This window comes from Pseudomonas sp. DCB_BI, assembly GCF_026240995.1.
Taxonomy (GTDB): domain Bacteria; phylum Pseudomonadota; class Gammaproteobacteria; order Pseudomonadales; family Pseudomonadaceae; genus Aquipseudomonas.
Genome location: NZ_JAPFCG010000008.1, coordinates 211,165 through 236,611, shown reverse-complemented (window position 1 = coordinate 236,611; position 25,447 = coordinate 211,165). Strand labels below are relative to the sequence as shown.

Annotated in this window: 16 protein-coding genes; 7 read left to right on the top strand and 9 right to left on the bottom strand. The window is 63.7% G+C overall.

All coding sequences use genetic code 11. The annotated features are described in order from the left end of the window. Positions 1 to 67 precede the first annotated feature (67 nt). From treS to OO258_RS11395, 3 genes are all read left to right on the top strand, one after another. On the top strand, positions 68 to 3,388 hold the full coding sequence (treS, locus tag OO258_RS11405) for a maltose alpha-D-glucosyltransferase (protein ID WP_266030468.1): 3,321 nt from the start codon (positions 68 to 70) through the stop codon (positions 3,386 to 3,388). Beyond that, on the top strand, positions 3,385 to 5,595 hold the full coding sequence (gene glgB / locus OO258_RS11400; RefSeq protein WP_266030467.1) for a 1,4-alpha-glucan branching protein GlgB: 2,211 nt from the start codon (positions 3,385 to 3,387) through the stop codon (positions 5,593 to 5,595). Before treS ends, glgB begins: the two co-directional genes overlap by 4 nt. A 285-nt stretch (positions 5,596 to 5,880) precedes the next feature. Continuing rightward, positions 5,881 to 6,687 carry an RHS repeat-associated core domain-containing protein gene (locus OO258_RS11395; protein ID WP_266030466.1) on the top strand — a complete coding sequence of 269 codons (807 nt, stop codon included), beginning with the start codon at positions 5,881 to 5,883 and terminating at the stop codon, positions 6,685 to 6,687. 122 nt (positions 6,688 to 6,809) lie between these two features. On the opposite strand, the gene OO258_RS11390 is transcribed toward OO258_RS11395, so the two are convergent. After that, positions 6,810 to 7,886, bottom strand: a complete 1,077-nt coding sequence (locus OO258_RS11390; RefSeq protein WP_110744655.1) for an autotransporter outer membrane beta-barrel domain-containing protein — start codon at positions 7,884 to 7,886, stop codon at positions 6,810 to 6,812. Between the two features lie 189 nt (positions 7,887 to 8,075). On the opposite strand from OO258_RS11390, the gene OO258_RS11385 reads away from it, so the two are divergent. Continuing rightward, on the top strand, positions 8,076 to 8,201 hold the full coding sequence (locus OO258_RS11385) for a hypothetical protein (protein ID WP_266030464.1): 126 nt from the start codon (positions 8,076 to 8,078) through the stop codon (positions 8,199 to 8,201). A gap of 3 nt (positions 8,202 to 8,204) precedes the next feature. Here the strand turns inward: OO258_RS11385 and OO258_RS11380 are convergent, their stop codons facing one another. The 8 genes from OO258_RS11380 to OO258_RS11345 form a co-directional block, all read right to left on the bottom strand. Continuing rightward, on the bottom strand, positions 8,205 to 8,999 hold the full coding sequence (locus OO258_RS11380; RefSeq protein WP_266030461.1) for an endonuclease/exonuclease/phosphatase family protein: 795 nt from the start codon (positions 8,997 to 8,999) through the stop codon (positions 8,205 to 8,207). 118 nt (positions 9,000 to 9,117) lie between these two features. After that, entirely contained in the window at positions 9,118 to 11,271 is a 2,154-nt protein-coding gene (gene glgX / locus OO258_RS11375; RefSeq protein ID WP_110744653.1) for a glycogen debranching protein GlgX, read from the bottom strand. 153 nt (positions 11,272 to 11,424) lie between these two features. Then, a complete protein-coding gene (locus tag OO258_RS11370) occupies positions 11,425 to 11,706 on the bottom strand; it encodes a DUF2934 domain-containing protein (RefSeq protein ID WP_266030459.1) in 282 nt (93 codons plus the stop codon). 17 nt (positions 11,707 to 11,723) lie between these two features. Beyond that, entirely contained in the window at positions 11,724 to 14,498 is a 2,775-nt protein-coding gene (locus tag OO258_RS11365) for a malto-oligosyltrehalose synthase (protein ID WP_266030457.1), read from the bottom strand. Continuing rightward, the gene (gene malQ, locus OO258_RS11360; protein ID WP_266030456.1) at positions 14,495 to 16,564 is read right to left on the bottom strand and encodes a 4-alpha-glucanotransferase; all 2,070 of its coding nucleotides are present in this window, start codon (positions 16,562 to 16,564) and stop codon (positions 14,495 to 14,497) included. Before malQ ends, OO258_RS11365 begins: the two co-directional genes overlap by 4 nt. Further along, entirely contained in the window at positions 16,561 to 18,303 is a 1,743-nt protein-coding gene (gene treZ, locus OO258_RS11355) for a malto-oligosyltrehalose trehalohydrolase (protein WP_266030455.1), read from the bottom strand. Before treZ ends, malQ begins: the two co-directional genes overlap by 4 nt. A 13-nt stretch (positions 18,304 to 18,316) precedes the next feature. After that, entirely contained in the window at positions 18,317 to 19,876 is a 1,560-nt protein-coding gene (gene glgA, locus OO258_RS11350) for a glycogen synthase GlgA (protein WP_266030454.1), read from the bottom strand. A gap of 813 nt (positions 19,877 to 20,689) precedes the next feature. Continuing rightward, positions 20,690 to 20,857, bottom strand: a complete 168-nt coding sequence (locus OO258_RS11345; RefSeq protein ID WP_013973320.1) for a DUF6026 family protein — start codon at positions 20,855 to 20,857, stop codon at positions 20,690 to 20,692. Positions 20,858 to 21,062: 205 nt separating this feature from the next. Between OO258_RS11345 and gnd the strand changes: the two genes are divergently transcribed. From gnd to OO258_RS11330, 3 genes are all read left to right on the top strand, one after another. After that, entirely contained in the window at positions 21,063 to 22,046 is a 984-nt protein-coding gene (gene gnd / locus OO258_RS11340) for a phosphogluconate dehydrogenase (NAD(+)-dependent, decarboxylating) (RefSeq protein WP_266030452.1), read from the top strand. Next, complete coding sequence (zwf, locus tag OO258_RS11335; RefSeq protein ID WP_266030451.1) at positions 22,043 to 23,548, top strand: glucose-6-phosphate dehydrogenase; 1,506 nt, start codon at positions 22,043 to 22,045, stop codon at positions 23,546 to 23,548. The genes gnd and zwf overlap by 4 nt, the downstream gene beginning before the upstream one ends. Before the next feature lie 62 nt (positions 23,549 to 23,610). Further along, positions 23,611 to 25,407 (top strand): glycoside hydrolase family 15 protein, encoded by a 1,797-nt coding sequence (locus OO258_RS11330; protein ID WP_266030449.1) that lies wholly within the window; start codon positions 23,611 to 23,613, stop codon positions 25,405 to 25,407. Positions 25,408 to 25,447: the final 40 nt, after the last annotated feature.

The following is a 25,447-nucleotide window of genomic DNA, read 5'->3' as shown; positions in this document are numbered from 1 at the left end:
CTGACTGTGCCCCCTGTGGTATCGAGCAAGCTCGGATGTCTGTGCATGCAATTGAAAGGAGTCGCACATGGCCAAGCGTTCCCGCCCGGCAGCCTTTATCGACGACCCGCTGTGGTACAAGGACGCCGTCATCTACCAGTTGCACATCAAGTCGTTCTTCGACTCGAACAACGATGGCATCGGTGATTTCGCCGGCCTGATCAGCAAGCTCGACTACATCGCCGAGCTGGGCGTCAACACCTTGTGGCTGCTGCCGTTCTATCCCTCGCCACGCCGTGACGACGGCTACGACATCGCCGAATACAAGGCCGTGCACCCTGATTACGGCAGCATGGCCGACGCCCGCCGTTTCATCGCCGAGGCGCACAAGCGCGGCCTGCGGGTGATCACCGAGCTGGTCATCAACCACACCAGCGACCAGCACCCGTGGTTCCAGCGCGCCCGCCACGCCAAGCCCGGCAGCAAGGCGCGCGAGTTCTACGTGTGGTCGGACAACGACCAGAAGTACGACGGCACCCGCATCATCTTCCTCGACACCGAAAAGTCCAACTGGACCTGGGACCCGGTCGCCGGCCAGTACTTCTGGCACCGGTTCTACTCACACCAGCCGGACCTCAACTTCGACAACCCGCAGGTGCTCAAGGCGGTGATCGGGGTGATGCGCTTCTGGCTGGACCTGGGGGTCGACGGCTTGCGCCTGGATGCCATCCCTTACCTGATCGAACGCGACGGCACCAACAACGAGAACCTCGCCGAAACCCACGATGTGCTCAAGGCGATCCGTGCCGAAATCGATGCCAACTACCCCGACCGCATGCTGCTGGCCGAAGCCAACCAGTGGCCGGAAGACACTCGCCCGTACTTCGGCGAAGGCGATGGCGACGAGTGCCACATGGCCTTTCACTTCCCGCTGATGCCGCGCATGTACATGGCGCTGGCCATGGAGGACCGTTTCCCGATCACCGACATCTTGCGCCAAACTCCGGAAATTCCTGCCAACTGCCAGTGGGCGATCTTCCTGCGCAACCACGATGAGCTGACCCTGGAAATGGTCACCGACCGTGAGCGTGACTATTTGTGGAACTACTACGCCGAAGACCGCCGCGCGCGCATCAACCTGGGCATCCGTCGGCGCCTGGCACCGCTGCTGCAGCGTGACCGCCGACGTATCGAGTTGCTCACCAGCCTGCTGCTGTCGATGCCCGGCACGCCCACCCTTTACTACGGCGATGAACTGGGCATGGGCGACAACATCTACCTCGGCGACCGCGACGGTGTGCGCACGCCCATGCAGTGGTCGCCGGACCGCAATGGCGGTTTCTCCCGGGCTGACCCGCAGCGCCTGGTGCTGCCGCCGATCATGGACCCGCTGTACGGCTACCAGACGGTCAACGTCGAGGCGCAGAGCCACGACCCGCACTCCCTGCTGAACTGGACCCGGCGCATGCTGGCGGTGCGCAAGCAGCAGAAGGCCTTTGGTCGCGGCACGCTGCGTACCCTCACCCCGAGCAATCGGCGCATTCTTGCCTACATCCGCGAATACACCGATGCCGATGGCAACACCGAGGTCATCCTGTGCGTGGCCAACGTCTCCCGCGCCGCCCAGGCCGCGGAACTTGAGCTGTCACAATTTGCCGACAAAGTACCGGTGGAAATGCTCGGCGGTAGCGCCTTCCCGCCGATCGGCCAACTGCCGTTTCTGCTGACCTTGCCACCTTATGCCTTCTACTGGTTCCTGCTGGCCTCACACGACCGCATGCCCAGCTGGCACATCCAGGCCACCGAGGGGTTACCCGAATTGACTACGCTGGTACTGCGCAAGCGCATGGAAGAACTGCTGGAAGCACCTTCCAGCGATACCCTGCAAACCGCCATCCTCCCGCAGTACTTGCCCAAGCGGCGCTGGTTCGCCGGCAAGGAAGGCCCGATAGACAGCGTACGCCTGTGCTACGGCGTACGCTTCGGCAGTGCCACCACGCCCGTGCTGCTCAGCGAAATCGAGGTCATCAGCGAGGGTACAGCCAACCGCTACCAACTGCCGTTCGGCCTGCTGCGCGAGGAGCAGATCAACAGTGCGCTGCCGCAGCAGCTGGCGCTGTCGCGGGTGCGCCGTGCTCATCAGGTTGGCCTGATCACCGACGCCTTTGTGCTCGAACCCTTTATCCGCGCCGTGTTGAGCGCCTGCCAGGACGGCCTGCGCCTGCCCTGCGGCAATGGCGAGGGTGACCTGCGGTTTGAGAGCACCGCGCAATTGGCCAGCCTTGAACTGAACGACGAAAGCGAAGTGCGCTACCTCAGCGCCGAGCAATCCAACAGCTCGGTGGTGATCGGCGACCGTGTGGTGCTCAAGCTGATCCGCCGGGTCAACCCGGGGATCCACCCAGAGCTGGAAATGAGTGCCTACCTGACCGCTGCCGGCTTTGCCAATATTTCGCCGCTGCTGGCCTGGGTCAGCCGCGTTGATCAACAAACGGCACCCCATTTGCTGATGATCGCCCAAGGCTACCTGAGCAACCAGGGCGATGCCTGGGCCTGGACCCAGAACACCCTTGAGCGAGCCATTCGCGACCAGATGCAGCCCACCCCAAGCGACGCCGAAGTGCATACCGACGCCCTGGCCGAACTCACCGGCTTTGCCGCCTTGCTCGGCCAGCGCCTGGGCGAGATGCACCTGTTGCTGGCTGCGCCGACCGACGATGAAGCCTTCCAGCCGCGCCCAAGCGATGCGCAAGACAGCCAGCGCTGGAGTGCACAGATCGGCGCTGAACTGACCCACGCGCTTGACCTGCTGGCCCAACACCGCGACAGCCTCGACAGCGACAGCCAGGCACTGGTCGACGACCTGCAGCAACAGCGTGAGGGCCTGGCCCAGCACATAAGCCGGTTGGCCGAACAGGCTGAAGGTGGTTTGCTGATGCGCGTGCACGGTGACCTGCACCTGGGCCAGGTGCTGGTGGTGCAGGGCGATGCCTACCTGATCGATTTCGAAGGCGAGCCGGCCCGGCCACTGGAAGAACGGCGGGCAAAACACAGCCCCTACAAAGATGTCAGCGGCGTGCTGCGATCCTTCGACTATGCTGCTGCGATGATCTTGCGCAGCGCGTCTGCCGTGGACCTTTCCGACCCGGCGCGGCAAGCCCGGCAACGGGTTGCGCGGCAGTACTTGCACCAGTCGCGGCATGCCTTTGTCGAGGCCTACGGCTTGGCCACCGCTGCCATGCCCCACGCCTGGCAGCAGGCCGAAGGCGAGCGTGCGGCACTGGAATTGTTCTGCCTGGAAAAAGCCGCCTACGAAATCACATACGAAGCCGAGAACCGTCCAAGCTGGCTGGCCGTACCTTTGCATGGCCTGCATGGACTGATCAGTACCTGGGGAGAGTCAGAATGAACGTAACAACGCGTGAAAACGGCGGCCTTCGGCAACGGGACCTCGATGCCCTGGCCCGCGCCGAACACGCCGATCCATTTGCGGTACTCGGCCCCCACGGCGACGGCGCAGGCGGGCAGGTGGTTCGTGCCTTCCTGCCCACTGCCCTGAATGCGCGCATCCTCGCCCGGCATGACGGGCGCATCCTCGCCGAAATGGAGCAGGGCAGCCTGCCCGGGTTGTTCAGCGCGCACCTCGATGAGGCACAGCCCTACCTGTTGCAAATTGGCTGGGCCGGTGGCGAGCAGGTCACCGAGGACCCTTACAGCTTCGGGCCGCAGCTAGGTGACATGGACCTGCACCTGTTCGCCGAAGGCAACCACCGCGACCTGTCGGGGCGTTTCGGTGCGCAGCCGATCCAGGTCGAGGGTATCGACGGCGTCTGCTTCTCGGTCTGGGCTCCCAACGCCAGGCGGGTCTCGGTGGTCGGTGACTTCAACAACTGGGACGGCCGCCGCCACCCTATGCGCCTGCGTCACAGTGCCGGGGTGTGGGAACTGTTCATCCCGCGCCTAGGCGTGGGGGAAACCTACAAGTTCGAAGTGCTCGGCAAGGATGGCATCTTGCCGTTGAAGGCTGACCCGCTGGCCCGCGCCACCGAACTGCCGCCGAGCACGGCGTCCAAGGTGGCCGGTGCGCTCAGCCATGCCTGGCAAGACCATGAATGGATGGCGCAACGCGCCCAGCGCCATGCCTACAACGCGCCACTGTCGATCTACGAACTGCACCCGGGCTCATGGCGTTGCGAGCTGGACGAGGCGGGCGAAGTCGGGCGCTACTACAACTGGCGCGAACTGGCCGAACGTCTGGTGCCGTATGTGCAGGCGCTGGGCTTCACCCATATCGAACTGCTGCCGATCATGGAGCACCCGTTCGGTGGTTCCTGGGGCTACCAGCCGCTGTCGATGTTCGCACCCACCTCGCGCTACGGCACGGCCGAGGACTTTGCCGCCTTCATCGATGCCTGTCACCAGGGCGGTATCGGTGTGCTGCTGGACTGGGTACCGGCGCACTTCCCGACTGATGAACACGGCCTGGCGCGCTTTGACGGTACGGCCCTGTACGAATACGACAACCCGCTGGAAGGCTACCACCAGGACTGGAACACGCTGATCTACAACCTGGGCCGCAACGAGGTGCGTGGCTTCATGATGGCCTCGGCGCTGCACTGGCTGAAGCACTTCCACATCGACGGCCTGCGGGTCGATGCGGTCGCCTCGATGCTGTACCGCGACTATTCGCGCAAGGCCGGCGAGTGGGTGCCCAACCGCCACGGCGGGCGCGAGAACCTGGAAGCCATCGACTTCATCCGCCACCTCAACGGCGTGGCAGCACACGAGGCCCCGGGCGCGCTGATCATCGCCGAAGAGTCCACCGCCTGGCCCGGGGTCAGCCAGCCTACCCAACAGGGCGGCCTGGGCTTTGCCTACAAGTGGAACATGGGCTGGATGCACGACACGCTGCACTACATCCAGAACGACCCAGTGCACCGTACCTATCACCACAACGAGATGAGCTTCGGGCTGATCTATGCCTATTCCGAGCACTTCATCCTGCCCATCTCCCATGATGAGGTGGTGCACGGCAAGCACTCGCTGATCGACAAGATGCCCGGCGATCGCTGGCAGAAATTCGCCAACCTGCGTGCCTACCTCACCTTCATGTGGGCCCACCCGGGCAAGAAGCTGCTGTTCATGGGCTGCGAGTTCGGCCAGTGGCGTGAGTGGAATCACGACAGCGAATTGGACTGGTACCTGCTGCAATACCCTGAGCACCAAGGGGTGCAGCGCCTGGTGGGCGACCTCAACCGTCTCTACCGCGAAGTGCCGGCGCTGCACGAGCAGGATTGCCAGCCGCAGGGCTTCCAGTGGCTGATCGGTGACGACGCGCAAAACAGCGTGTACGCCTGGCTGCGCTGGAGCAGCAGCGGCGAGCCAGTGCTGGTGGTGGCCAACTTCACCCCGGTGCCGCGTGAGGGCTACCGGATTGGCGTGCCGTTCGGCGAACGTTGGCAGGAGCTGCTGAACAGCGATGCCGAGCTGTATGCCGGGTCCAACGTGGGCAATTTGGGCGCAGTGGCCAGTGAGGCAGTGGCCAGCCATGGGCAGCCATTGTCGCTTGCGCTGAACCTGCCGCCGCTGGGTGTGTTGATTCTCAAGGCCGCCTGATCGGCTGCTCATCAAGAATAACTACCTTCTCAAGGGGAGCAAATGAAGGGCTGTTATTTCTGCTAGTTGTGCCGCTGCGATGCCAAGTGACATCTTGCTCCTGATCATTCCTGATCTCAGCTGGAAAGGAGCAGAACCATGCCAGCATGCAGAAGGTTTTTTTACCAACGAGAGCGGCTGGCGGTGTCAACGGACCCAGTCGAAAAGTGGCCCAGTCGTATCCTGCGACATGGGCCCGTTGCTTTGTCTTGTCGTACGGAAGGCCCCCAGGCGGGCTCGACGAGTTTGTACAAAATTGACGTGGCCGGATCGGTGCATGGGGATCAGCAGTCGCACACTATTGCCTATTCTCCATATGGGCATCGACCCGAGTGTCCAAACATACAACTGGGCTTTAACGGCGAATGCAGGGATCCTGTCATCGGTGGGTACTGGCTTGGGAATGGAAAAAGAGTCTACAGCCCAATACTCATGCGCTTTTTTAGCCCTGACGACTTGAGCCCATTTGCGGAAGGCGGGCTGAATTGTTACGCCTACTGCCAGGGTGACCCCGTCAACAAATCCGATCCCACAGGCAGGTCACCTGCTTTGCTTTCGAAAATCGACATCTTGTTCAACGTCCTCAAGAGGGCGATCGGTTTTATGAGCGGCCTGCGCCTGCCAGGGAGTCAACATTTACGGGTGAAGGGTTTTATCATGCATAAGAAGGGGGCTAGCGGAACCCCCTTTACACTGAAGCTCGCGGGCGATAGCTATGAAGTGAAGTTCCATCCACAATCCGGTCCGCCCGAGGTCTTGACGGGCTATCGTCATCGTAAAACCAATACGTACTTCTATGTGGGTAAATCGGGTACGCCCCCAAGGCAGTCACGTCCCTTTGCTCGGTCAGCTGCGCCGCGCCCATTGGCCGATGTTGCTGCTCCAGCACAGACAGGTCAGTCTGATGTAGCGACTCAGTGGTCAGCCTCCGAGTCTCATAAGGAGCTTTTGGCGTTAAAAATCGACTATGCAGAGTGGAAAATGTTCAATGATCCCGAGGTCTATGCCTACGTTCAGCCTATCAGGCAGGGGACTGCGCTAGGTAATGTCTAGACAGCTGTAGCTGTGGACACTGGCCTGCCGCTTGGCAGTGCTGAATATGTTCAACTTCCGTTTATGAGCGGCGGTGTAGGTTGTCAGGCGCATCAACGCGCCTGACAACTTGAATAGTCGTTTTACCACCGCATCCGCACACCCAGGCTGCCAATCAGTCCATTCAGATCGTTGTCATCCACATCACTGCTGTAATCGGCGCTCACGAATAACGCCACTGCCGGTGTCACTCGTGCCACCAACCCCAACCCCAATTCCACCGTGGTCGAATAGCGCGAACTGGAGATCTTGTCGACCTGGTCCAGCTTCACCTCATCGGCATTGCTGAAGTCATACCACACGTTGGTCCGCACATAGGGCTCGATCGGCATGCCGCGCACTTCGTAGCGCCCGGACAGTTTGGCACCGACCCGGCCGCTCCAGCTCGGCTGGCTGTCGAAGGCCTGCAGGGTCTCCTCCTGCACCTGGTTGCCAGGGAAGAACTGCTGGTTGATCAACTGTGCCTGGGGTTCGATGACCCAGTTGCCGCCCAGGCGGATCGGGTAGCCGCCTTCCACCGAGAACGTCATTGCATGGCCGCTTTCATCAAGGCGCTGGCCGTTTTCGCCCCGGCCCATCACATCGATCCGCGAACCCATTGCCACGGCATCAAGGTGCCAGCCCTGCTCATGGGTCATGCTCCAATATACGCCTAGGCTTTCCCCGCTCAGGTTCACGGCGTTGCGTTGCTTGTCGCCCAGCAGCGGGCGCATGCCGTTGAAGCTGCTCTGCAAATTGTTTTGCCCCACGAAAATCCCCGCCCGGTGCACGTTGCCCGCGGCCGTCTCGCGCACGAACAGGTCTGGGCCGATCATCAACTGCTGGCTGGGAGCTTCCAGCTGCTCTGGGGGCTGCGCCCCGTTGCGTGTGCCAGTGGGGAAGAATTGCGACCACTGGCTGGCGATCAGGTCCGGTGCGGCCTGGCCGTGACGCCCGCTCATTTGCTGGGAAAACGCATTCAGGGTACCGATACTCAAGCCACTGGCGCTCACCGGATCAAGTGACAGCTGCGGTACTGCCGCCTGCTGCAGATAACGGGGTGATAGGGGGTCATCCTGCAGCTCGTACGCGAAGGTTTCCACCGGGGTTGCCAGAAGCAGCGACGTGGAAACCGCGTAGAAAATACGGTCGAAGCTTTTGGGGCCCGAGGTGTTTTTCATGGCGGATCTCCTTTGTTTTTGTGGGGTACAGCCCGAGGACCTGGCCTGTTGTCACGAGCTGTACGGCAAAAACAGAGGGCGACCCAAACCAGCACGCCAGCTTTCGCAAGCGCGCACAAAGGCGCGAGCTAGAGGCCCGGCGCGAGATCTTTACTACTAGATAATGTTCAGCTAAGGAGAGGACGACGCTTGCGTCAAGAAAGCGTGAAGAAACCGTTCATCTTTCGTGGTCTGCACCAACTGATTGATATTGCTATAGAAAGACCGCTGCATAGCGGGGTTCGCTATTTGCCGCCGCCTGGCTATGAAGAATGATTGCTAGAGGTGCACTTCCACCGCCAATGGCAGATGATCTGACAGGTGCGACCAAGGTTTGTGCCCCAGAATCCGCGGCCCGTGGCTTTCGGCGTTGCGCAGGTAGATCCGGTCCAGGCGCAGCAAGGGCAGGCGAGCAGGGTAGGTGCGGGCGAGGTGGCCATGATGGCGCTCGAACGCCTCGTGCAGGTCACGTTGCAACCCGAGGGTGCGATTGCCATGCGCCTTCCAGTCGTTGAAATCGCCGGCGATGATCACCGGTGCGTCGACCGGCAACGCATCCAGCAATTTGCGCAGCAGCTGCAGTTGCTTCTGGCGGTGGCTTTCCAACAGTGAGAGGTGCACGCAGATCGCGTGCACCTGGCCTTGGCCGGGCACCTCCAGGATGCAGTGCAGCAGGCCTCGGCGCTCGGGGCCGGTGATCGACACATCGAGGTTGCGGTGCTCGACGATCGGGTACTTGGACAACAGCGCGTTGCCGTGGTGGCCGTCCGGGTAGACGGCATTGCGGCCGTAGGCAAAGTCGCTCCACATGCTGTCAGCGAGGAACTCGTACTGCGAGGTCTGCGGCCAGCCAGGGTAGCGTGCGGCGTGTCGGTCGTGGCTGCCGAGCACTTCCTGGAGGAAGACGATGTCGGCCTGGGTGCTGCGTACCGCCTCGCGCAGCTCCGGCAGGATGAACCGCCGGTTGAAGGCGGTGAAGCCCTTGTGCGTGTTCACCGTCAGCACCCGCAGGCGCTTCACGGCCGGGGCCTGGTTGACACTGGCGAAACCTTTACTGCCGGCCTCGAGGCTCACAATTCCTCCTGAAATCAGCCCTTTCCAAATGCCGCTAAATCCTGTGGAAGTGGGTTTGCCCGCCCCCACAGGCATAGCGTGGCAATTAAAATGTAGGACCCGCCTGGGTTATCACGGTTCACTCCTCGTCATGCTGCAACACCATCAGCAGCATCGACCGGCCCTTCACCTCGAAGGTGCTGTCGAACTGCAGGTGCTGCCCCTTGCGCAGCTCTGGCCGGTCGGTGTCCACCAGGCAGCTCCAGTAGTCGCCTTCGGGTACGGTCGGCAACTTGAACGGCACGACATCATGGTGGGCATTGACGATCAGCAGCACGGTAGCCTCGGCACCAGGCCGGGCGATGCCACTGACCTGCGCGCGGCCATCGATCAGCATGCCCAGGCAGCGCCCGTGCGGGTCTTCCCACTGCTCCACGCTCATCTCGCCGCCATCCGGTGCCAGCCAGGTCACGTCCTTGACCCCGATCGCCTCATTGTAGTCGCCGACCAAAAAGCGCGAGCGACGCAGCACCGGGTAGGCCAGGCGCAGGCGGGTCAGGCGCTTGACGAAGGCCAGCAGCTCCTGGCCTTCCTCGTCCAGGTCCCAGTTCACCCAGCCGATCTCGCTGTCCTGGCAGTAGGCATTGTTGTTGCCGTGCTGGGTGCGGCTGAACTCGTCGCCGGCCACAATCATTGGCGTGCCTTGGGCCAGCAGCAACGTGGCGAAGTAGTTGCGCATCTGACGCATGCGCAGGGCATTCACCGCCGGGTCATCGGTCGGCCCTTCGACACCGCAGTTCCACGACAGGTTGTTGTCGGTCCCGTCCTGGTTGTTCTCGTCGTTGTCTTCGTTGTGCTTGTGGTTGTACGACACCAGGTCACGCAAGGTGAAACCGTCGTGGGCGGTGATGAAATTGACCGAGGAGTAAGGCCGCCGGCCGCGGTTGTTGAACATGTCGCCCGACGCGGTCATGCGGGCGGCAAAGTCGGCAAGTTGGCCCTCGTCGCCTTTCCAGAAGGCGCGTACGGTGTCGCGGAAACGGTCGTTCCACTCTGCCCAGCCCGGGGCGAAGTTGCCCACCTGATAGCCGCCCGGGCCGCAGTCCCACGGCTCGGCAATCAACTTGACCTGGCTCAGCATCGGGTCCTGGCGGCAGGCGACGAGGAAACCGTGGCGCTCGCTATAGCCGTCGTGGTAGCGGCCAAGGATGGTCGCGAGGTCGAAGCGGAAGCCGTCCACGTGCATTTCACCGGCCCAGTAGCGCAGCGAGTCGGTGACCAGTTGCAGCACGCAGGGGTGGCTCAGGTCCAGGGTGTTACCCGTACCGGAGTCGTTGATGTAGTAGCGCTTGTCATCCGGCATCAGGCGGTAGTACGAGGCGTTGTCGATACCGCGCATCGACAGGGTCGGGCCGCGTTCATTGCCTTCGGCGGTGTGGTTGTAGACCACGTCGAGAATCACTTCCAGCCCGGCATCGTGCAGGTGCGCGACCATCTCCTTGAACTCGGCGATCTTGCCACTGGCCAGGTAGCGCGGGTGCGGTGCAAAGAAAGCGATGCTGTTGTAGCCCCAGTAATTGTTCAGGCCCTTGTCCAGCAGGTGCTGGTCGTTGACGAAGGCGTGGATCGGCAGCAGCTCGATGCTGGAAACGCCCAGGTCCTTGATGTGCTTGAGCAGTTCGTCATTGGCCAGGCCGGCGAAGGTGCCGCGCAGTTTTTCCGGCACTGCCGGGTGGCGCATGCTGATGCCGCGGGTGTGCGCTTCATAGATGATCGTGCGTTCCCAGGGGATCTGCACCCGCTGGTCGCGGCCCCAGGTGAAGGCCGGGTCGATCACCTTGCATTTGGGTACGAAAGGCGCGCTGTCGCGTTCGTCGAATGACAGGTCGCCATCAGGGTGGCCGATGGTGTAGCCGAACAATGCCTCGGACCATTTCAGGCTGCCGACCAGTTGCTTGGCATACGGGTCGATCAGCAGTTTGTTGGGGTTGAAGCGGTGGCCGTTTTCCGGTTCGTAGGGGCCGTACACGCGGTAGCCGTAGACCAGCCCAGGGTGCGCGTCGGGCAGGTAGCCGTGGTAGATCTCGTCAGTGTATTCGGGCAGTTCGATGCGCTCGATTTCCTGTTCGCCGGTGGAGTCGAACAGGCACAGTTCGACCTTGGTGGCGTTGGCCGAGAAGAGGGCGAAGTTGACCCCAAGGCCATCCCAGGTGGCGCCGAGGGGGAAGGGCATGCCTTCGCGGATGCGCGATGGTGCGACCGAGCGGGTTTTCTTTGGGGTACGGGGGCTCATGACGATCCTCAAATGGCCGTGATGGAAGGGGAATGTGCGGTCCTGCGGTGGCCTGTTTACCGGGAAACCCGATGCCACAGGTACTGCATGGCTTTGAGCGCCTGTGATGAACCTTTGGCAGTGGGTTTACCCGCGAAGAAAGCCGGGACAGGCTTAACCGGCAGTAGGCTTTTTCACCGCCCGAGGCTTTTTCGCCGCAGCCGGTTTAACGCCCGGCAGGGCAGTTACCTTGGGCTCGGCAGGCGCTTTGGGCTCCGCTGCAGCCTTGGGCTTGGCCGGCGCGCGCTTGCGCGGCGCTGCCTTGGGTGCCAAGGCTTCAGCCTCGGCCAGCTTGCGGGCCATTTCCCAGTGGCGATCTTCCTGGCCGGCGGGTTTACCTTCGGACTCCCAGATCTGGTAGGCAAATTCGCGAATACGCTTTTCATCGACACTCATCGTGACGCTCCTGATGCTCAAGATTGTTGTATCAACAGGTTGACCGGAAACTCCGCCAGCACGGCGCTCACATGCAGCTCCCTAGAAGGGCTGACCGCAGCACTGGAAAAAAGTCCCGTCGAGTTGGCAGGCGACAAGGCAAACGGCAAGATCACCCGGGTGTCGTCCCAGTTCTGCGCCGGGATCAACGGTATAGCAGCGCCGCCAAGCAGGCCGCTGGCCAGGCGCGGGGCGACGACAATGGCGCGTTCACTGTCACCCAAACGGGCAAAAGCGATCACCTTGTCAGCGTGCCGGCCGTGCACGGCAAGTGGCAGGTAGGCGCCACGGCGGAACAGTTCGGCATGGGCCTGGCGGCAATCGAGCACCTTGGCGACCAGGGCCTGCTTGAGGCGGCCGTCGCGCCAGTGCGCCAGCAATTCGGTCAGCGGCGCGGCATCGTCCAGGGTGCGGCGCCTCAAAGCGTAGTCCACGGGGCGGCGGTTGTCCGGGTCGACCAGGCTGAAGTCCCAGTATTCATTACCTTGGTACAAGTCGGGCACGCCCGGTGTGGTCATGCGCAGCAACGCCTGGACCAGGCTGTTGAGGGCGCCGGGGCAGGCCAGCAGTTGCGCGGCATCCGCCAGCGATTTGCGCAGTTGCTGGTTTTCGCTGCCCAGCAGCAGGCTGTCCAGATAGCGTGCACAGGCCGTTTCGTAGGCCTCGTTCGGCGCGCTCCAGCTGCTGCGTAGCTTGGCTTCGCGCAGGGCCTTCTGCTGCCACTGGCGAACGCGCTCGGCGTACTGGCGCACGGCGTTGTCGTCGTGCAGGTCAAGCTCCAGTGGCCAGCTGCCGAGCAGGGTCTGCAGCAGCATCAGCTCGTCGCCGGGGCTCGGCGCCAGGCCATCGTCCAGCTGCGCACGCAGCGGCGCCGCCAGTTCGCGCCAGTGCTCCACCCGGCTGGCCAGCCAGGGGCCGCGTTCGCTGAGCACAGCCAGGCGTGCGCGGGTGTCTTCGCCGCGCTTGTGGTCATGAGTAGCGGTGGCCAGCAGGTTGTCAGGGAAGTCGCGCAGGCGCCGCTGGGCCTCGTTGTGAAAGTCCATGAGCGGTGCGCTGAAACGCTCGGCCTCGAACCCCACATCGTTGCGCGACAGCAAGCGCGCACTGCGGTAGAACGCAGTGTCTTCCACGGCCTTGGCGGCGCTGGGGGCGGTCAGTTGCTGGAAGCGCACGCAGGCATGGCGCAGCTGCTTGCGTACCCGGCCCGGTGGTAGCTGGCGCCAGGCTTGGCCGCCCAACCATTGTTCCAGCTGCTCGAGCAGTGGCCAGTCGGCTTCGCCCAGGTCCTGGCGGGCATCGGCCAGTGCTTGCTGGAAAAACCCCTCGTCTTCAGCCGGGCGCCCGCAGGCATTGAAGTAGGTGCGGTACACCGGGTAGTGCGCGACCAGTGCCTGCAAGGCGCGGCGAATGGCGCCCAGGGTCAGGTCGCGGGTCATCAGGTCGTTGCGTGCCACCTGCAGCAGCGCCTGGGCCACCGACTCGCAATCGCCCGCCAGGCTGGCGTTGAGCACCAGGTGGCGGGCTTGGCGCACTTCTTCGGGGAAGTCCGGGCGCTCGCTGACAGTGGCCCACAGCTCGGTCAGCGGCGCTTCCCCGGCCGGATCGTGCTGCAGCAACGACACCTGGTTCATGAACTCGTAGCCGGTGGTGCCGTCAGTGAGCCAGTCGCGGTGCAGGTGTTCGTTGGCGCCGAGGATTTTCTCGACGTAGATCGGGAAATGCTCCAGGGCCGCGTTCAGTGGCCGCTTCGCCATCAGGCCATCGACCCTGCGACGCAGTTTGCGGCAGTAGCCACGCGGGTCGGCAAGGCCGTCGATATGGTCGATGCGCAGGCCGTCGACCAAGCCCCGTTCGATCAGCTCGAACAACTTGGCGTGGGTGGCCTCGAACACCACTGACCGCTCGACGCGCAGGCCGCCGAGCTCATTGATGTCGAAGAAGCGCCGCCAGTTGATGTCGTCGGCGGCCGTGCGCCAGCTGGCCAGGCGGTAGGTCTGGCGCTCCAGCAGCAGGTGCAGGCGCTTGAAGCCGTTTTCGGCGCGGCTGTCGAAGGCTATCAGGGCCGATTCAAGGTCGGCCCCTTCACTTACCAGGCGCGCCAGTTCAGCGTGCAGGGGCAGGGCATCGGCCAGCGGTGTGGCGGATTCGCCCAATGCCGTGAAATGTTCTGCCAGTGCCTTCAGGGCCGGCTCCGGGCTGAGCGCCAGGATCCAGCCGTAGTCGACCGGGCAGATCGGGAAGCGGTGCTCGTAATGGGCCACCTGCAGCAGGCCCCGTTGGTTGTCGAACTCAAGCGGGATTTCGCCATTTTTCAACGCTACCCCGTAGTCGCTGCCGAGGAACGGCAGCAGCAATTGCCCGGCCAGCAGCGGGTCGCTGGAATGCCACTGGATATCGAAGAACGCTGCATAGGGGCTGCGCCGGCCCCAGGCCAGCAGGCTTTGCCACCAGGGGTTGTCGGCCCCGCCCACGGCCATGTGGTTGGACACTGTGTCGAGGATCAGCCCCATGCCGTGCTGGCGCAGTGCGGCGACCAGCCGTTCCAGTGCGGCCTCACCGCCGAGTTCGGGGTTGACCCGGGTCGGGTCGACCACGTCATACCCATGCCGTGAGCCGGCGCGGGCCTTGAGGATGGGCGAGGCATACAGGTGGCTGATGCCCAACTGGGCAAAGTACGGCACCAGCGGCACGGCCTGGTCGAGGGTGAAGTCGCTGTGAAACTGCAGGCGCAAGGTGGCGGTCATTGGCTTCATTGGTCACGCTCCCAAGCCTGTTCGCGAGCCTGGGCCAATAGCTCCAGGCGCCTTGCGGCATCTTCGTCGTCCAGCAGTTCCCGCACCGGGCGGGCGAAGCGCCGCCGCCAGTTGGGGTGGCCGCTGGTGGTGCCCGGCAGGTTGGGTTGTTCGTCGCAGCCCAGCAGGTCTTCCAGCGGTACCAGCACCAGCGGCGCGCGGGTATGGCCCACGTAGCGGATAGCCGCGTCGATCAGCGCGTCGGTGTCCTTCATTTCGCCGTAGTTGGCTTGCAGGGTGTGGCGCAGGCCGTCATGTTCCTTTTGGCGTTCGTGGCGCCAGTGCAGTTCGGTGGCAGTGTCGATCAATTGCAAACGGTGGCTCCAGTCGATATCGCGGTTGGCCAGCCAGCCGGCCAGCGGTGCCAGGTCGTGGGTGCCGGTGGTGGCCAGGGCATGGTCCGGCCAGTCCAGAATCGGCTTGAACTGGCCGGGCTGGGTCTGTTCGAACGGCAGCACGCGCATGCCCAGCACGGCTTTCTCGGCCAGCGTTTCGCGCAGGCCTTCCGGCACCGTGCCGAGGTCTTCACCAAGGATGATCGCCTGGTGGCGCACCGACTCCAGCGCCAGCAGGCGCAGCAGGTCCTCCAGTGGGTAATTGAGGTAGGCACCCTCACTGGGCTTGGCCCCTTGCGGGATCAGCCATAGCCGACGCAGGCCCATGACATGGTCGATGCGCAGGCCGCCGGCGTGCGCCAGGTTAGCCCGCAGCATTTCGATGAAGGCGCGGTAACCGTTGCGCTTGAGGCCTTCGGGCGAGAAGGCGCAGATGCCCCAGTCCTGCCCGGCGCGGTTGAGGATGTCGGGTGGCGCACCGACTTTCAGGCCTGACAGCAGTTCGTCCTGGCGGCTCCAGGCCTGGCTGCCGGCACCGTCGGCGCCCACTGCCAGGTCGGCGATCAGGCCCACTGCCATGCCGCTGCTACGGGCGGCTTCCTGGGCACGTTGCAGGCTGCGCTCAGTCAGCCATTGGCAGAAAGCGTGGAACTCGACCTTGGCCGGGTAGGCGTTGGCGAAGGCTTCCACTTCGGGGTGGTACGGGTCGTGCCAGGCCTTGGGCCAGTTGCGCCAGTCGGCGCCCAGCCCGTTCTCCACCGCTTGCGCCTGCAACACTTCGAAGCGGCAGTGATGCTCAAGGGCCTGGCCGCCAGCGTCACGGAAACTGTCGAAATCCCTGCGCAGTGGGTGGTTGCCCTGGCTGAAACCCTGGTACAGCGCTTCGAGCAAGCGCAGCCGGGCGCTGGAGGCGCGCGGCCAGTCGACCAGTGTGCCTTGCTCCAGGTCTTCAAGCTGTTGCTCCAGGCCGCAGGCTTCGATGGCCATGCGCACTTCCCGCTCGCCCAGCAGGGCAGCCGGGCTGGCGTACAGGGCATTGAGCAGCAGGCGGCTGGACGGCGAGTAGGGGCTGTAGTGCTCCTGGTCGATGGCAGCCAGGGCGTGAATCGGGCTGATGGCCAGGGCGTCTGCGCCGCGCTCGGCGGCCGAACGCGCTAGCTGTTCCAGGGCCAGGCAGTCGCCGTAGCCGCCATCGCCGGGGCGGCGCAGGCTGTACAACTGCACCGCCAGCCCCCAGCAGCGTGGTGGTGGTTGCTGCACGTCGTCATCCAGGCTGTGGCAGCGTGGCGGGGCCACGGCCACGGTGAACTGGCGGCCGTCTATCTGCACCTGATGGTAGCCAATCGGCAGCTCACCGGGCAGGCGTGCCTGCTCATCAAGGGTGAGGGTAAGCGAAGCGTGGTCTTCCAGGGTGCAATGCGCGATGCTGGCGGCGCTGAAGTAGCGCGCCAGCGCCAGCGGCTGGCCAAGGTCGGCGGTTAGCAGCGGCGGCAGGTGCTCGCTGTCGTCGGCGGCTTCCACGGCACGCAGGCTGGCGGCAATGGCGCTTTCATCGGCGGCAGGATGGCCAAGCCCTTCGAGGATGTTGCGCAGCGCGTCGTCACTGACGCGCTGGGGACGAGCATTGGCGTCGATCCAGTCGCGGCTCAGCCCGACGCGGCGCGCCAGGCGATGCAGGGCGGTTTCGCTCATGGGCGCTCCTGGGCAGGTGGAAGCAGGCTGACCACGCAGCTGTAGGCGGCCAGGTGGGTATCGGGGTGGCGGGTGTCGCTGCTGTCGAACAGCCGCCAGGCTGGGGCGGGCAGTTCGACTGCCTCTGCGCTGTCGGCCAGGTTCAGGTCGATGCGCAGGATGCTGCCATTGCCCAACCGCCAGCGTGCGGTCAGCGCCTTGTCGCCGTGGACCTCGGCGCCCAGTGCACGGCTGCCGGGCAGGTGCGGGATGACATGGCGGTGGCGCAGGTGGAGTAGATGCTGGTACAGACCGTGCCAGCCGGCGATCACTTCCTTGTTTTGCGGGCGTGATGACTCGAAAGTCTGCTCGGCATTGGGGTCGGGAATGTGCTCGCGCTGCTCGGGGTCGGCGAACGCGGTGAAGTGGGCGAATTCGCCACGGCGGCCTTCACGCACGGCGTCGGCCAGCTGGTCGTGAAAGTCGGTGAAGAACAGGAACGGCCGGCAGCTGCCATCGTCGTCGCCCATGAACAGCAAGGGGATCATCGGGGCCAGCAACAGCAGGCTGGTAGCTGCCCGCAGGGCCGGCGGCGGGCACAGGCGGGTCAGGCGCTCGCCGAGGGCGCGGTTGCCGACCTGGTCGTGATTCTGCAGGAACAACACAAAGGCGCTGGGCGCCAGGTGCCCGCTGGGTTCGCCGCGTGGCGTGCCATGTCGATTGGGCTGGCCCTGGAACACAAAGCCCTCGCCCAGGCAGCGCGCCAGTTGATCGATGGGGCGTTTCTGGTAGTCCGCGTAGTAGCCTTCGGTTTCGCCGGTCAATAACACATGCAGGGCATTGTGGCCGTCGTCATTCCACTGGGCATCGAAACCCTGCTCCAGCAGGCCAGCCTGATTGTGCTCGTTCTCCAGCACCAGCCACACGTGCCGCCCGGGTTCCACCGCGGCACGCACTCGCTGGGCCAGCTCGACCAGAAAGTCGGGCTGGTCGATGGCATGTACGGCATCCAGGCGCAGGCCGTCGCAGCGGTAGTCGCACAGCCACATCAGCGCGTTCTGGATGAAGTACTCGCGCACCTGCGGGCGGCGAAAGTCGATGGCCGCGCCCCAGGGGGTCTGGCGGTCCTCGCGGAAGAACGGGCTGGCGTACTGATGCAGGTAATTACCGTCGGGGCCGAAGTGGTTGTACACCACGTCCACCAACACCATCAGCCCTTCGCCGTGGGCCTGATCGACCAGCGCGCACAGCTGCTCAGGGCTACCGTAGGTATTCTGCGGTGCATACGGCAGCACGCCGTCATAGCCCCAGTTGCGCTCGCCAGGGAACTGCCCCAGCGGCATCAGCTCGACCGCGCTGATGCCCAGTTCGGCCAGGCGCGGCAGTTGCCGGGCCACGCCGTCGTAGCCATCGAACAGGCCAACGTGCAGTTCCTGGATGACCGCCTCGTGCCAGGGACGGCCTTGCCACGGATGTTGCCAGGGGTAGCAGGTAACATCCACCACCTGGCTTGGCCCCTGCACGCCGTCGGGCTGATAGCGCGACGCCGGGTCGGCCACCTGCAATTCATCATTGATACGGTAGCGGTAACGGTCACCGGCCTGGCAGGGAACCACGCCGGTGTACCAACCATCTTCTGCGGGCTGCAGCGCGAAGGCCGGCTGCTGCTCCAGTTCCACGCTCACGCTGCGCGCATCGGGTGCCCAAAGGGCGAAGCGCGCCGACGTGGCGTCCAGCAAGTGTGCGCCATGCCTGTGCATCTTCCACCCTCGCTCAGTAGTGGCTCAGTTGCGTCTGCTTGACCAGGTCCTCGTACAGGCGGGCGTAGGGTTCCACCGCTTGGCACCAGTTGAATGGCTGGGTCATCGACAGGCAGCGCATGGCGTTCAGCAAGTCCTTCTTGCCATACACATAGAAGGCGCGGCCCAGTGCTTCGCGGTAGCTCTCGACGGTCGACTCGTTGAACAGGAAGCCGGTGACGCCGCACTCGATGGTGTCGGCCAGGCCACCGGTGTTACGCGCCACCGGTAGCGAGCCGAAACGCTGCGCGTACATTTGGCTCAGGCCGCACGGCTCGTAGCGCGACGGCATCAGCAGGAAATCGCTGCCGGCGAACATGCGACGCGCGTCGGTTTCGTTGAAGCCGATACGCACGCCGATGCGGCCCGGGTGGCGGAGCGCCAGCTCGCGCATGGCCTGTTCTTCTTCCGGCTCGCCACGGCCGATAATCGCAATCTGCCCGCCTTGCTCGACAATGTAGTCGGCCACGCCCAGGGTCAGGTCCAGGCCTTTCTGATACACCAGTCGCGAGACCACGGCGAACAGGGGGCCTTCGGAGTCATCCAGGCCGAACAGTTCGCGCACCTCCTGGGTATTGCGCGCCTTGCCTTCCCAGTCGTTGATGCTGAAGTTGTGCTGCAGGTGCTTGTCGGTGGCCGAATCCCAGCTTTCGTCGATGCCGTTGGGGATGCCCCCCAGCAGGCCTTGCTGGGCCTTGCTGGCAAGGAAGCCGTGCAGGCCGCAGCCAAATTCCGGGGTGGTGATCTCCTGGGCGTAGGTGGCGCTGACCGTGGTGATGTGGCTGGAGTAGGCCAGGCCGGCCTTGAGGAACGACAGCTTGCCGTAAAACTCCATGCCCTCCTGTTGCATGGCATGGTCCGGGATTGCCAGTTCCGGGCTGCAGCCACGGCTGTACACGCCCTGGTAGGCCAGGTTGTGGATGGTGAACAGGGTCGGCGTGTTCAACCCGCGCCAGTGCATGTAGGCCGGTGCCAGCCCGGCAGGCCAGTCGTGGGCGTGCACCAGTTCAGGCTTCCAGTGGATCATGCCTTCCCCGGCGGCGATTTCGGCGGCGGCCAGGCCCAGGCGGGCGAAACGGATGTGGTTGTCGGGCCAGTCGCGGCCGTTGTTGGCACCATAGGGCGTGCCGTCGCGCTGGTACAGTTCGGGGCAGATCAGTACGTAGATCACCAGGCCGTCAACCATGTCCATACGGCCGATCTTGCAGGGCGGAAGAGCCGCGTGGCCGCCCAACTCACCGACGATATGGATCGGGTTGTCGCTTTCCATGACCTGGGGGTAGCCCGGGATCAGCACCCGCACATCATGCAGGTGCGCCATGGCGCGGGGCAGCGCTGCGGATACGTCACCCAGGCCGCCGGTTTTCACCAGGTCGGCGATTTCCGAGGTCACGAACAGGATCTTGCGCTTGTTGGGATTGTGCTGGCGCTGGGCGCCGGGTGCCTTGCCTGTCGTGGCGAAGTCCGGGGTGAGCGGCTCGCGGTTGTCCGGTTTGAATGAATCTGCGTGAGGCTCGACAGCGGCACTGATCATACTTCTCTCCGTCCCTATGCTTGGCCGGGTGCTGGCACCCATGGCGATATTTCGTGTTGGTTCTCTCTGCTTGCTGAATGCTGCGTAGTGCGTTCCATGCCCCAGGGTCGTGCGCGCACGCACGGCGCGATCGGCGTTCCGGCCGAAAGCGATTGGGCTGGTGGGTTGGTGGCCGTGGCTGGGAAGTCCCTTTGCATTTGGCCTACTTAGTTCCTGACCTGCCCGCTTTCCGTAAAGTTCGACTTTTTTTCGTCACTCTTCCATTGAGCAAATGGCGGGCCGAAACCCGAGTGTAGGAGAGAAAAAGGTGAAATGGTGACCCACTGGTCACTATTGTGATGCCGCGGAATAGACGCAAACGTTGGCGTATGGGAACGGATGTGAGTGCACGGCTGGCGAGGGGGGATGAGGTGGCGGCCGGCATGCCCTATCATGATGAGGGTGCACTATTTTGGTGCGTGGCTTGGTCGCCAATGGGACACACTGCTGCACGTTCAGATGTGCGCAGTCCTTCATCGGTGCGACGCCCTGCGCAGGTTCTTGTCTTATCGGTGATACGGTCTAATGATGGGCCGGGGTGGGCTCGAGACAGGGGGCGACGGCGTTTGCGCTATTGCGAGCAGGTACGTACTGCCCGGCAAGTGCAGCGCGGCGATCACCAGCGGCTCGGCACTGATGATGGACGAAGGACAGCCGCTTGCAAGGGTTGGCGATGCTACCCGTCATGGTGGCATCCGGGAAAGCGGCGATAGCAGTTGGTTGCTCGATTAAGCAAAGTGGGAGCTGTTCAGCCCCCACTGGGAAGGACCAAGGTCAGAGGCTGACGGCTTTGCCGTCGGTGCGCGCTTGCGCCAGCAGCAGGTTCAGTTGGGCAACCTGCTGGCGCAGCTGGTCGCGTTCGTCCTTCAGTTTACGCAGCTCATCACGGCGCACGGAGACATAGAGGGTCTGGGTTGGAGTGGCAGGCATCAAGGTACCCATGAGCACACCTCGCGGTTTTGGCTGGTGACAAGTTAAAGCGTAGACGCTTCACGCGGGGCGCATTCTGAATTCTTTTACAGGTCTTGGGAACTTTTTTGTTTATCGTGGTCTCGCCGTTCGTCGCTGAACCCTCGGCCGGCATGCTGGACTAATCTGAACAGCTGGACTGTGTTGACATCCATTTTTGAAAGGGGAGCATCGGCTCATGCAACTGGGAATCGTCGGGCTGGGCCGCATGGGCGGCAATATCGCAAGGCGCCTGATGCGCGCCGGCCACCGTACCGTGGTGCACGACCGTAACCGTGAGGCCATCAATGGCCTGGAGGGCGAGGGCGCCCAAGGGGCGCACGACCTGGGTGCGCTGGTACAAAAGCTGAAAGCGCCGCGCGCGGTGTGGGTGATGCTGCCAGCAGGTGAGCCCACCGAACAGACCATCGCCCAGCTGGCCGAGTTGCTGGAACCGGGTGATGCGATCATCGACGGCGGCAACACGTTCTATAAGGACGACATGCGCCGCGCGGCTGAATTGGCCAAGCGCGACCTGCATTACCTGGACGTCGGCACTTCCGGCGGGGTGTGGGGCCTGGACCGCGGCTATTGCATGATGATTGGCGGCGAGAAGGATGTGTTCGAACGCTTGGAACCGCTGTTCAAGGCGTTGGCACCGGGTGTGGGCGACATCCCGCGTACCCATGGCCGCAGCGGCGAGCACCAGCGTGCCGAGCATGGCTATATCCACGCCGGCCCACCTGGGGCCGGGCACTACGTGAAAATGGTCCATAACGGCATCGAGTACGGCTTGATGCAGGCCTATGCCGAAGGCTTCGACCTGCTGCGCAGCAAGGGTGGCGACGAGCTGCCGGAAGACCAGCGCTTTGACCTCAACGTGGCCGAGATCGCCGAAGTGTGGCGGCGTGGCAGCGTGGTGACCTCGTGGCTGCTCGACCTTACCGCCGATGCGCTGGTGGCCGACCCGCAGCTTGCCCAGTTCAGTGGTTCGGTGTCCGACAGTGGCGAAGGCCGCTGGACCATCGATGCCGCGGTGGAGCAGGCCGTACCGGTGCCGGTGTTGTCCAGCGCACTGTTCGCGCGTTTCCGTTCACGCCAGCAGCAAGGCACCTACGGTGACAAGATTCTCTCGGCCATGCGCCTGGGCTTCGGTGGCCATGTCGAGAAAAAAGGCGAATGACTAAACAGACCATACCCGCTGCCCCTCCATGCACCCTGTTCCTGTTCGGCGCCAATGGCGACCTGGTCAAGCGCCTGCTGATGCCGGCGCTGTACAACCTCAGCCGCGACGGTTTGCTGGACCGTAACCTGCGCATTGTCGGCGTCGACCATAACCCGGCCAGCGCCGAAGATTTCGCCGAACGTCTGCATGCGTTCATGGTCGAGCGTGACAAGGGCGTCGAGGGGGCTGCAAGGTGCCTGGACGAAAAACTCTGGGCCCGCCTGGCCAAGCGACTGGATTACCAGACTGGCGATTTCCTCGACCCGGCCACTTATGCTGTCATCGGCAAACGCATCGACAAAACCAGCCACGGCAACGCCATTTTCTACCTGGCTACCTCCCCGCGTTTTTTCCCGGAAGTGGCACAGCGTCTGGGCGAAGCCGGCTTGTTGGACGAGTCCGCCGGTGGTTTTCGCCGGGTAGTGGTCGAGAAACCTTTCGGCACCGATCTGGCCAGCGCCGAGGCCCTCAATGCCTGCCTGCTGAAAGTGATGGGCGAGCGGCAGATCTACCGCATCGACCATTACCTGGGGAAGGAGACGGTGCAGAACATTCTGGTCAGCCGCTTCTCCAACGGGCTGTTCGAATCGTTCTGGAACAACCACTACATCGACCACGTGCAGATCACCGCTGCAGAAACCGTCGGTGTCGAAACCCGCGGTGCCTTTTACGATGGCACCGGCGCCCTGCGCGACATGGTGCCAAATCACCTGTTCCAGTTGCTGGCGATGGTGGCCATGGAACCGCCAGCTGCGTTCGGTGCTGACGCCGTGCGCGGCGAAAAGGCCAAGGTGGTCGGCGCCATCCGCCCGTGGTCGGCCAAGATGGCGCTGAAGAACTCCGTGCGTGGCCAGTACAGCAGTGGCAGGCAGGGGCGCAAGCAACTGCCCGGCTACCGCCAGGAGGCCAACGTTGCGCCTGACAGCCAGACCGAAACTTACGTGGCGCTGAAAGTGATGATCGACAACTGGCGCTGGGCCGGCGTGCCGTTCTACCTGCGTACCGGCAAGCGCATGAGCGTGCGCGATACCGAAATCGCCATCTGCTTCAAGCCTGCGCCGTATGCGCAGTTCCGCGAGTCTGAACTGGAGCGGCCCAAGCCCAACTACCTGAAAATCCAGATCCAGCCCAACGAAGGCATGTGGTTCGACCTGCAGGCCAAACGGCCTGGGCCGGAGCTGGTGATGGAGAACGTCGAGCTGGGTTTCGCCTACAAGGACTTCTTCAAGATGACCCCGGCCACTGGCTACGAAACGCTGATCTACGACTGCCTGACCGGTGACCAGACGTTGTTCCAGCGGGCCGACAACATCGAGAACGGTTGGCGTGCTGTGCAGCCATTCCTTGATGCCTGGGCCCAGGGTGGTGAGGTGCATGAGTACCCGGCTGGTGAGGATGGGCCCGAGGCTGGCCATGAGCTGCTGACCCGGGACAAGCGCGAGTGGCACCGGTTGGGGTGAGACGTTTGCAAGCGCCTGAGCCGCGAAAGGGCCGGCACAGGTGATCAAATCAAGGAGGCTTGATGCCCGCCCATATTGAAGACTACGCCCTGCTGGGCAACTGCCGCAGTGCCGCCCTGGTCAGCCGTGATGGCTCGCTCGACTGGCTGTGCCTGCCACGGTTCGACGCCCCCGCGGTATTCGCCGCCCTGTTGGGCAACGAAGAAAACGGCCGCTGGCGCCTGGCCCCTTGCGACCCGGTCGAGCACAGCAGCCGCCAATACCTGGGCGACACCCTGGTACTGGAAACCACTTGGGTCACCGCCACCGGCCGTGCCCGTGTACTCGATTTCATGCCGCTGGGCGAAGTCAATTCGGTCGTGCGCATCGTCGAAGGCATCGCTGGCGAAACCCATTTCGAAATGGACCTGGTCATGCGCTTCGACTATGGCCGCAGCGTGCCCTGGGTCGAGCGCCTGGAGCCGTTGATCCTGAGCGCTGTCGCTGGCCCTGACCGGTTGATCTTGAGCAGCACCGTGCCCCCGCAAGCCCGCGACCACCATACCGGCTGCCGCTTTCGCGTCAGCACGGGCCAGCGCCAGGTCTTCAGCCTGCGTCACCAGCCCTCGCACTTGCCGGTGCAGCCCGACTGCAACATCGACGAAGCCCTGGCAAACACCTGCGAGCAGTGGCAGGCCTTCGCCGACCGCTGCCCGCAGGTCGGGCCGTATACCGCCCTGGTGCGCCGCTCGCTGCTCACCCTCAAGGCCATGACCTACGCCCCTACCGGCGGCATTGTCGCCGCCGTCACCACCTCGCTGCCCGAGCGTGTAGGTGGCGAACGCAACTGGGACTACCGCTTCTGCTGGCTACGCGACGCCACCATGACCCTGCTGGCGTTCATGAACCTCGGCTACTTTGATGAGGCCCAGGCCTGGCGTGAATGGCTGCTGCGCTCGGTGGCCGGCAACCCCGAACAGATGCAGATCATGTATGGCCTGGCGGGTGAGCGCGACCTGCAGGAATACACCCTGCCGTGGCTGGCCGGCTACGAGCACTCGCAGCCGGTGCGGGTGGGCAATGCCGCCTCGCAGCAGGTGCAGCTGGATATCTACGGCGAACTGGCCGACGCCATGAGCCAGGCGATCAGGGGCGGCTTGCCGCGCCACCCACGCAGCGCCGCGATCTCTCGGTTGATCCTGCCCTACGTCGAGCGCATCTGGCGCGAGCCGGACGAAGGTATCTGGGAAGTGCGCGGTGGCCGCCAGCAGTTCGTCCACTCCAAAGTGATGGCCTGGGTGGCGTTCGACCGTGCCGCCGGGTTGGCCGACACCACCGAAGAGGGCCGCGAACAGGGTCAGCATTACCGCCAGGTGGCTGACGAGATCCGCCGGGAAGTGTGTGAGCACGGCCTGGACAGCAGCGGCACGTTCTTCGTCCAGGCCTATGGTTCGAGCGAGATGGACGCCAGCTTGTTGCAGATTGCCCTCACAGGCTTCCTCCCAGCCGATGACCCCCGCTTCTTGCGCACGCTGGAGCAGATCGAACAGCGCTTGCTGAAAAATGGCCTGCTGCTGCGCTACGACACCGACAGCTGCACCGATGGCCTGACCCCGGGTGAGGGCACCTTCTTGGTCTGTTCATTCTGGCTGGCGGATGTCTACGTGCTGCTGGGGCGCCAAGCCCAGGCGCAGGCGTTGTACGAACACCTGACTGGTCTGTGCAACGACCTTGGCCTGCTGGCTGAACAGTACGAGCCGGCCGGCCAGCGCATGCTCGGCAACTACCCCCAGGCGTTCAGCCATATCGGCATCATCAACACCGCACTGAATCTGCACCGCGCACAGTGCCCGGCGCGCGACCGTGCGCGTTGCGCATAAGCCAGCCACGGCTGCACAGGGATTGCGCTCGCATCGAGAA

What these genes read in the sequence shown, in the direction of transcription:
- zwf (WP_266030451.1), top strand. Translation starts at nt 22,043, where the DNA reads ATGACTAAACAGACCATACCCGCTGCCCCTCCATGCACCCTGTTCCTG.
- OO258_RS11390 (WP_110744655.1), bottom strand. Translation starts at nt 7,886, where the DNA reads ATGAAAAACACCTCGGGCCCCAAAAGCTTCGACCGTATTTTCTACGCG.
- OO258_RS11330 (WP_266030449.1), top strand. Translation starts at nt 23,611, where the DNA reads ATGCCCGCCCATATTGAAGACTACGCCCTGCTGGGCAACTGCCGCAGT.
- malQ (WP_266030456.1), bottom strand. Translation starts at nt 16,564, where the DNA reads ATGAGCGAAACCGCCCTGCATCGCCTGGCGCGCCGCGTCGGGCTGAGC.
- glgA (WP_266030454.1), bottom strand. Translation starts at nt 19,876, where the DNA reads ATGATCAGTGCCGCTGTCGAGCCTCACGCAGATTCATTCAAACCGGAC.
- glgX (WP_110744653.1), bottom strand. Translation starts at nt 11,271, where the DNA reads ATGAGCCCCCGTACCCCAAAGAAAACCCGCTCGGTCGCACCATCGCGC.
- OO258_RS11370 (WP_266030459.1), bottom strand. Translation starts at nt 11,706, where the DNA reads ATGAGTGTCGATGAAAAGCGTATTCGCGAATTTGCCTACCAGATCTGG.
- gnd (WP_266030452.1), top strand. Translation starts at nt 21,063, where the DNA reads ATGCAACTGGGAATCGTCGGGCTGGGCCGCATGGGCGGCAATATCGCA.
- treS (WP_266030468.1), top strand. Translation starts at nt 68, where the DNA reads ATGGCCAAGCGTTCCCGCCCGGCAGCCTTTATCGACGACCCGCTGTGG.
- OO258_RS11365 (WP_266030457.1), bottom strand. Translation starts at nt 14,498, where the DNA reads ATGAAGCCAATGACCGCCACCTTGCGCCTGCAGTTTCACAGCGACTTC.
- treZ (WP_266030455.1), bottom strand. Translation starts at nt 18,303, where the DNA reads ATGCACAGGCATGGCGCACACTTGCTGGACGCCACGTCGGCGCGCTTC.
- glgB (WP_266030467.1), top strand. Translation starts at nt 3,385, where the DNA reads ATGAACGTAACAACGCGTGAAAACGGCGGCCTTCGGCAACGGGACCTC.
- OO258_RS11345 (WP_013973320.1), bottom strand. Translation starts at nt 20,857, where the DNA reads ATGGGTACCTTGATGCCTGCCACTCCAACCCAGACCCTCTATGTCTCC.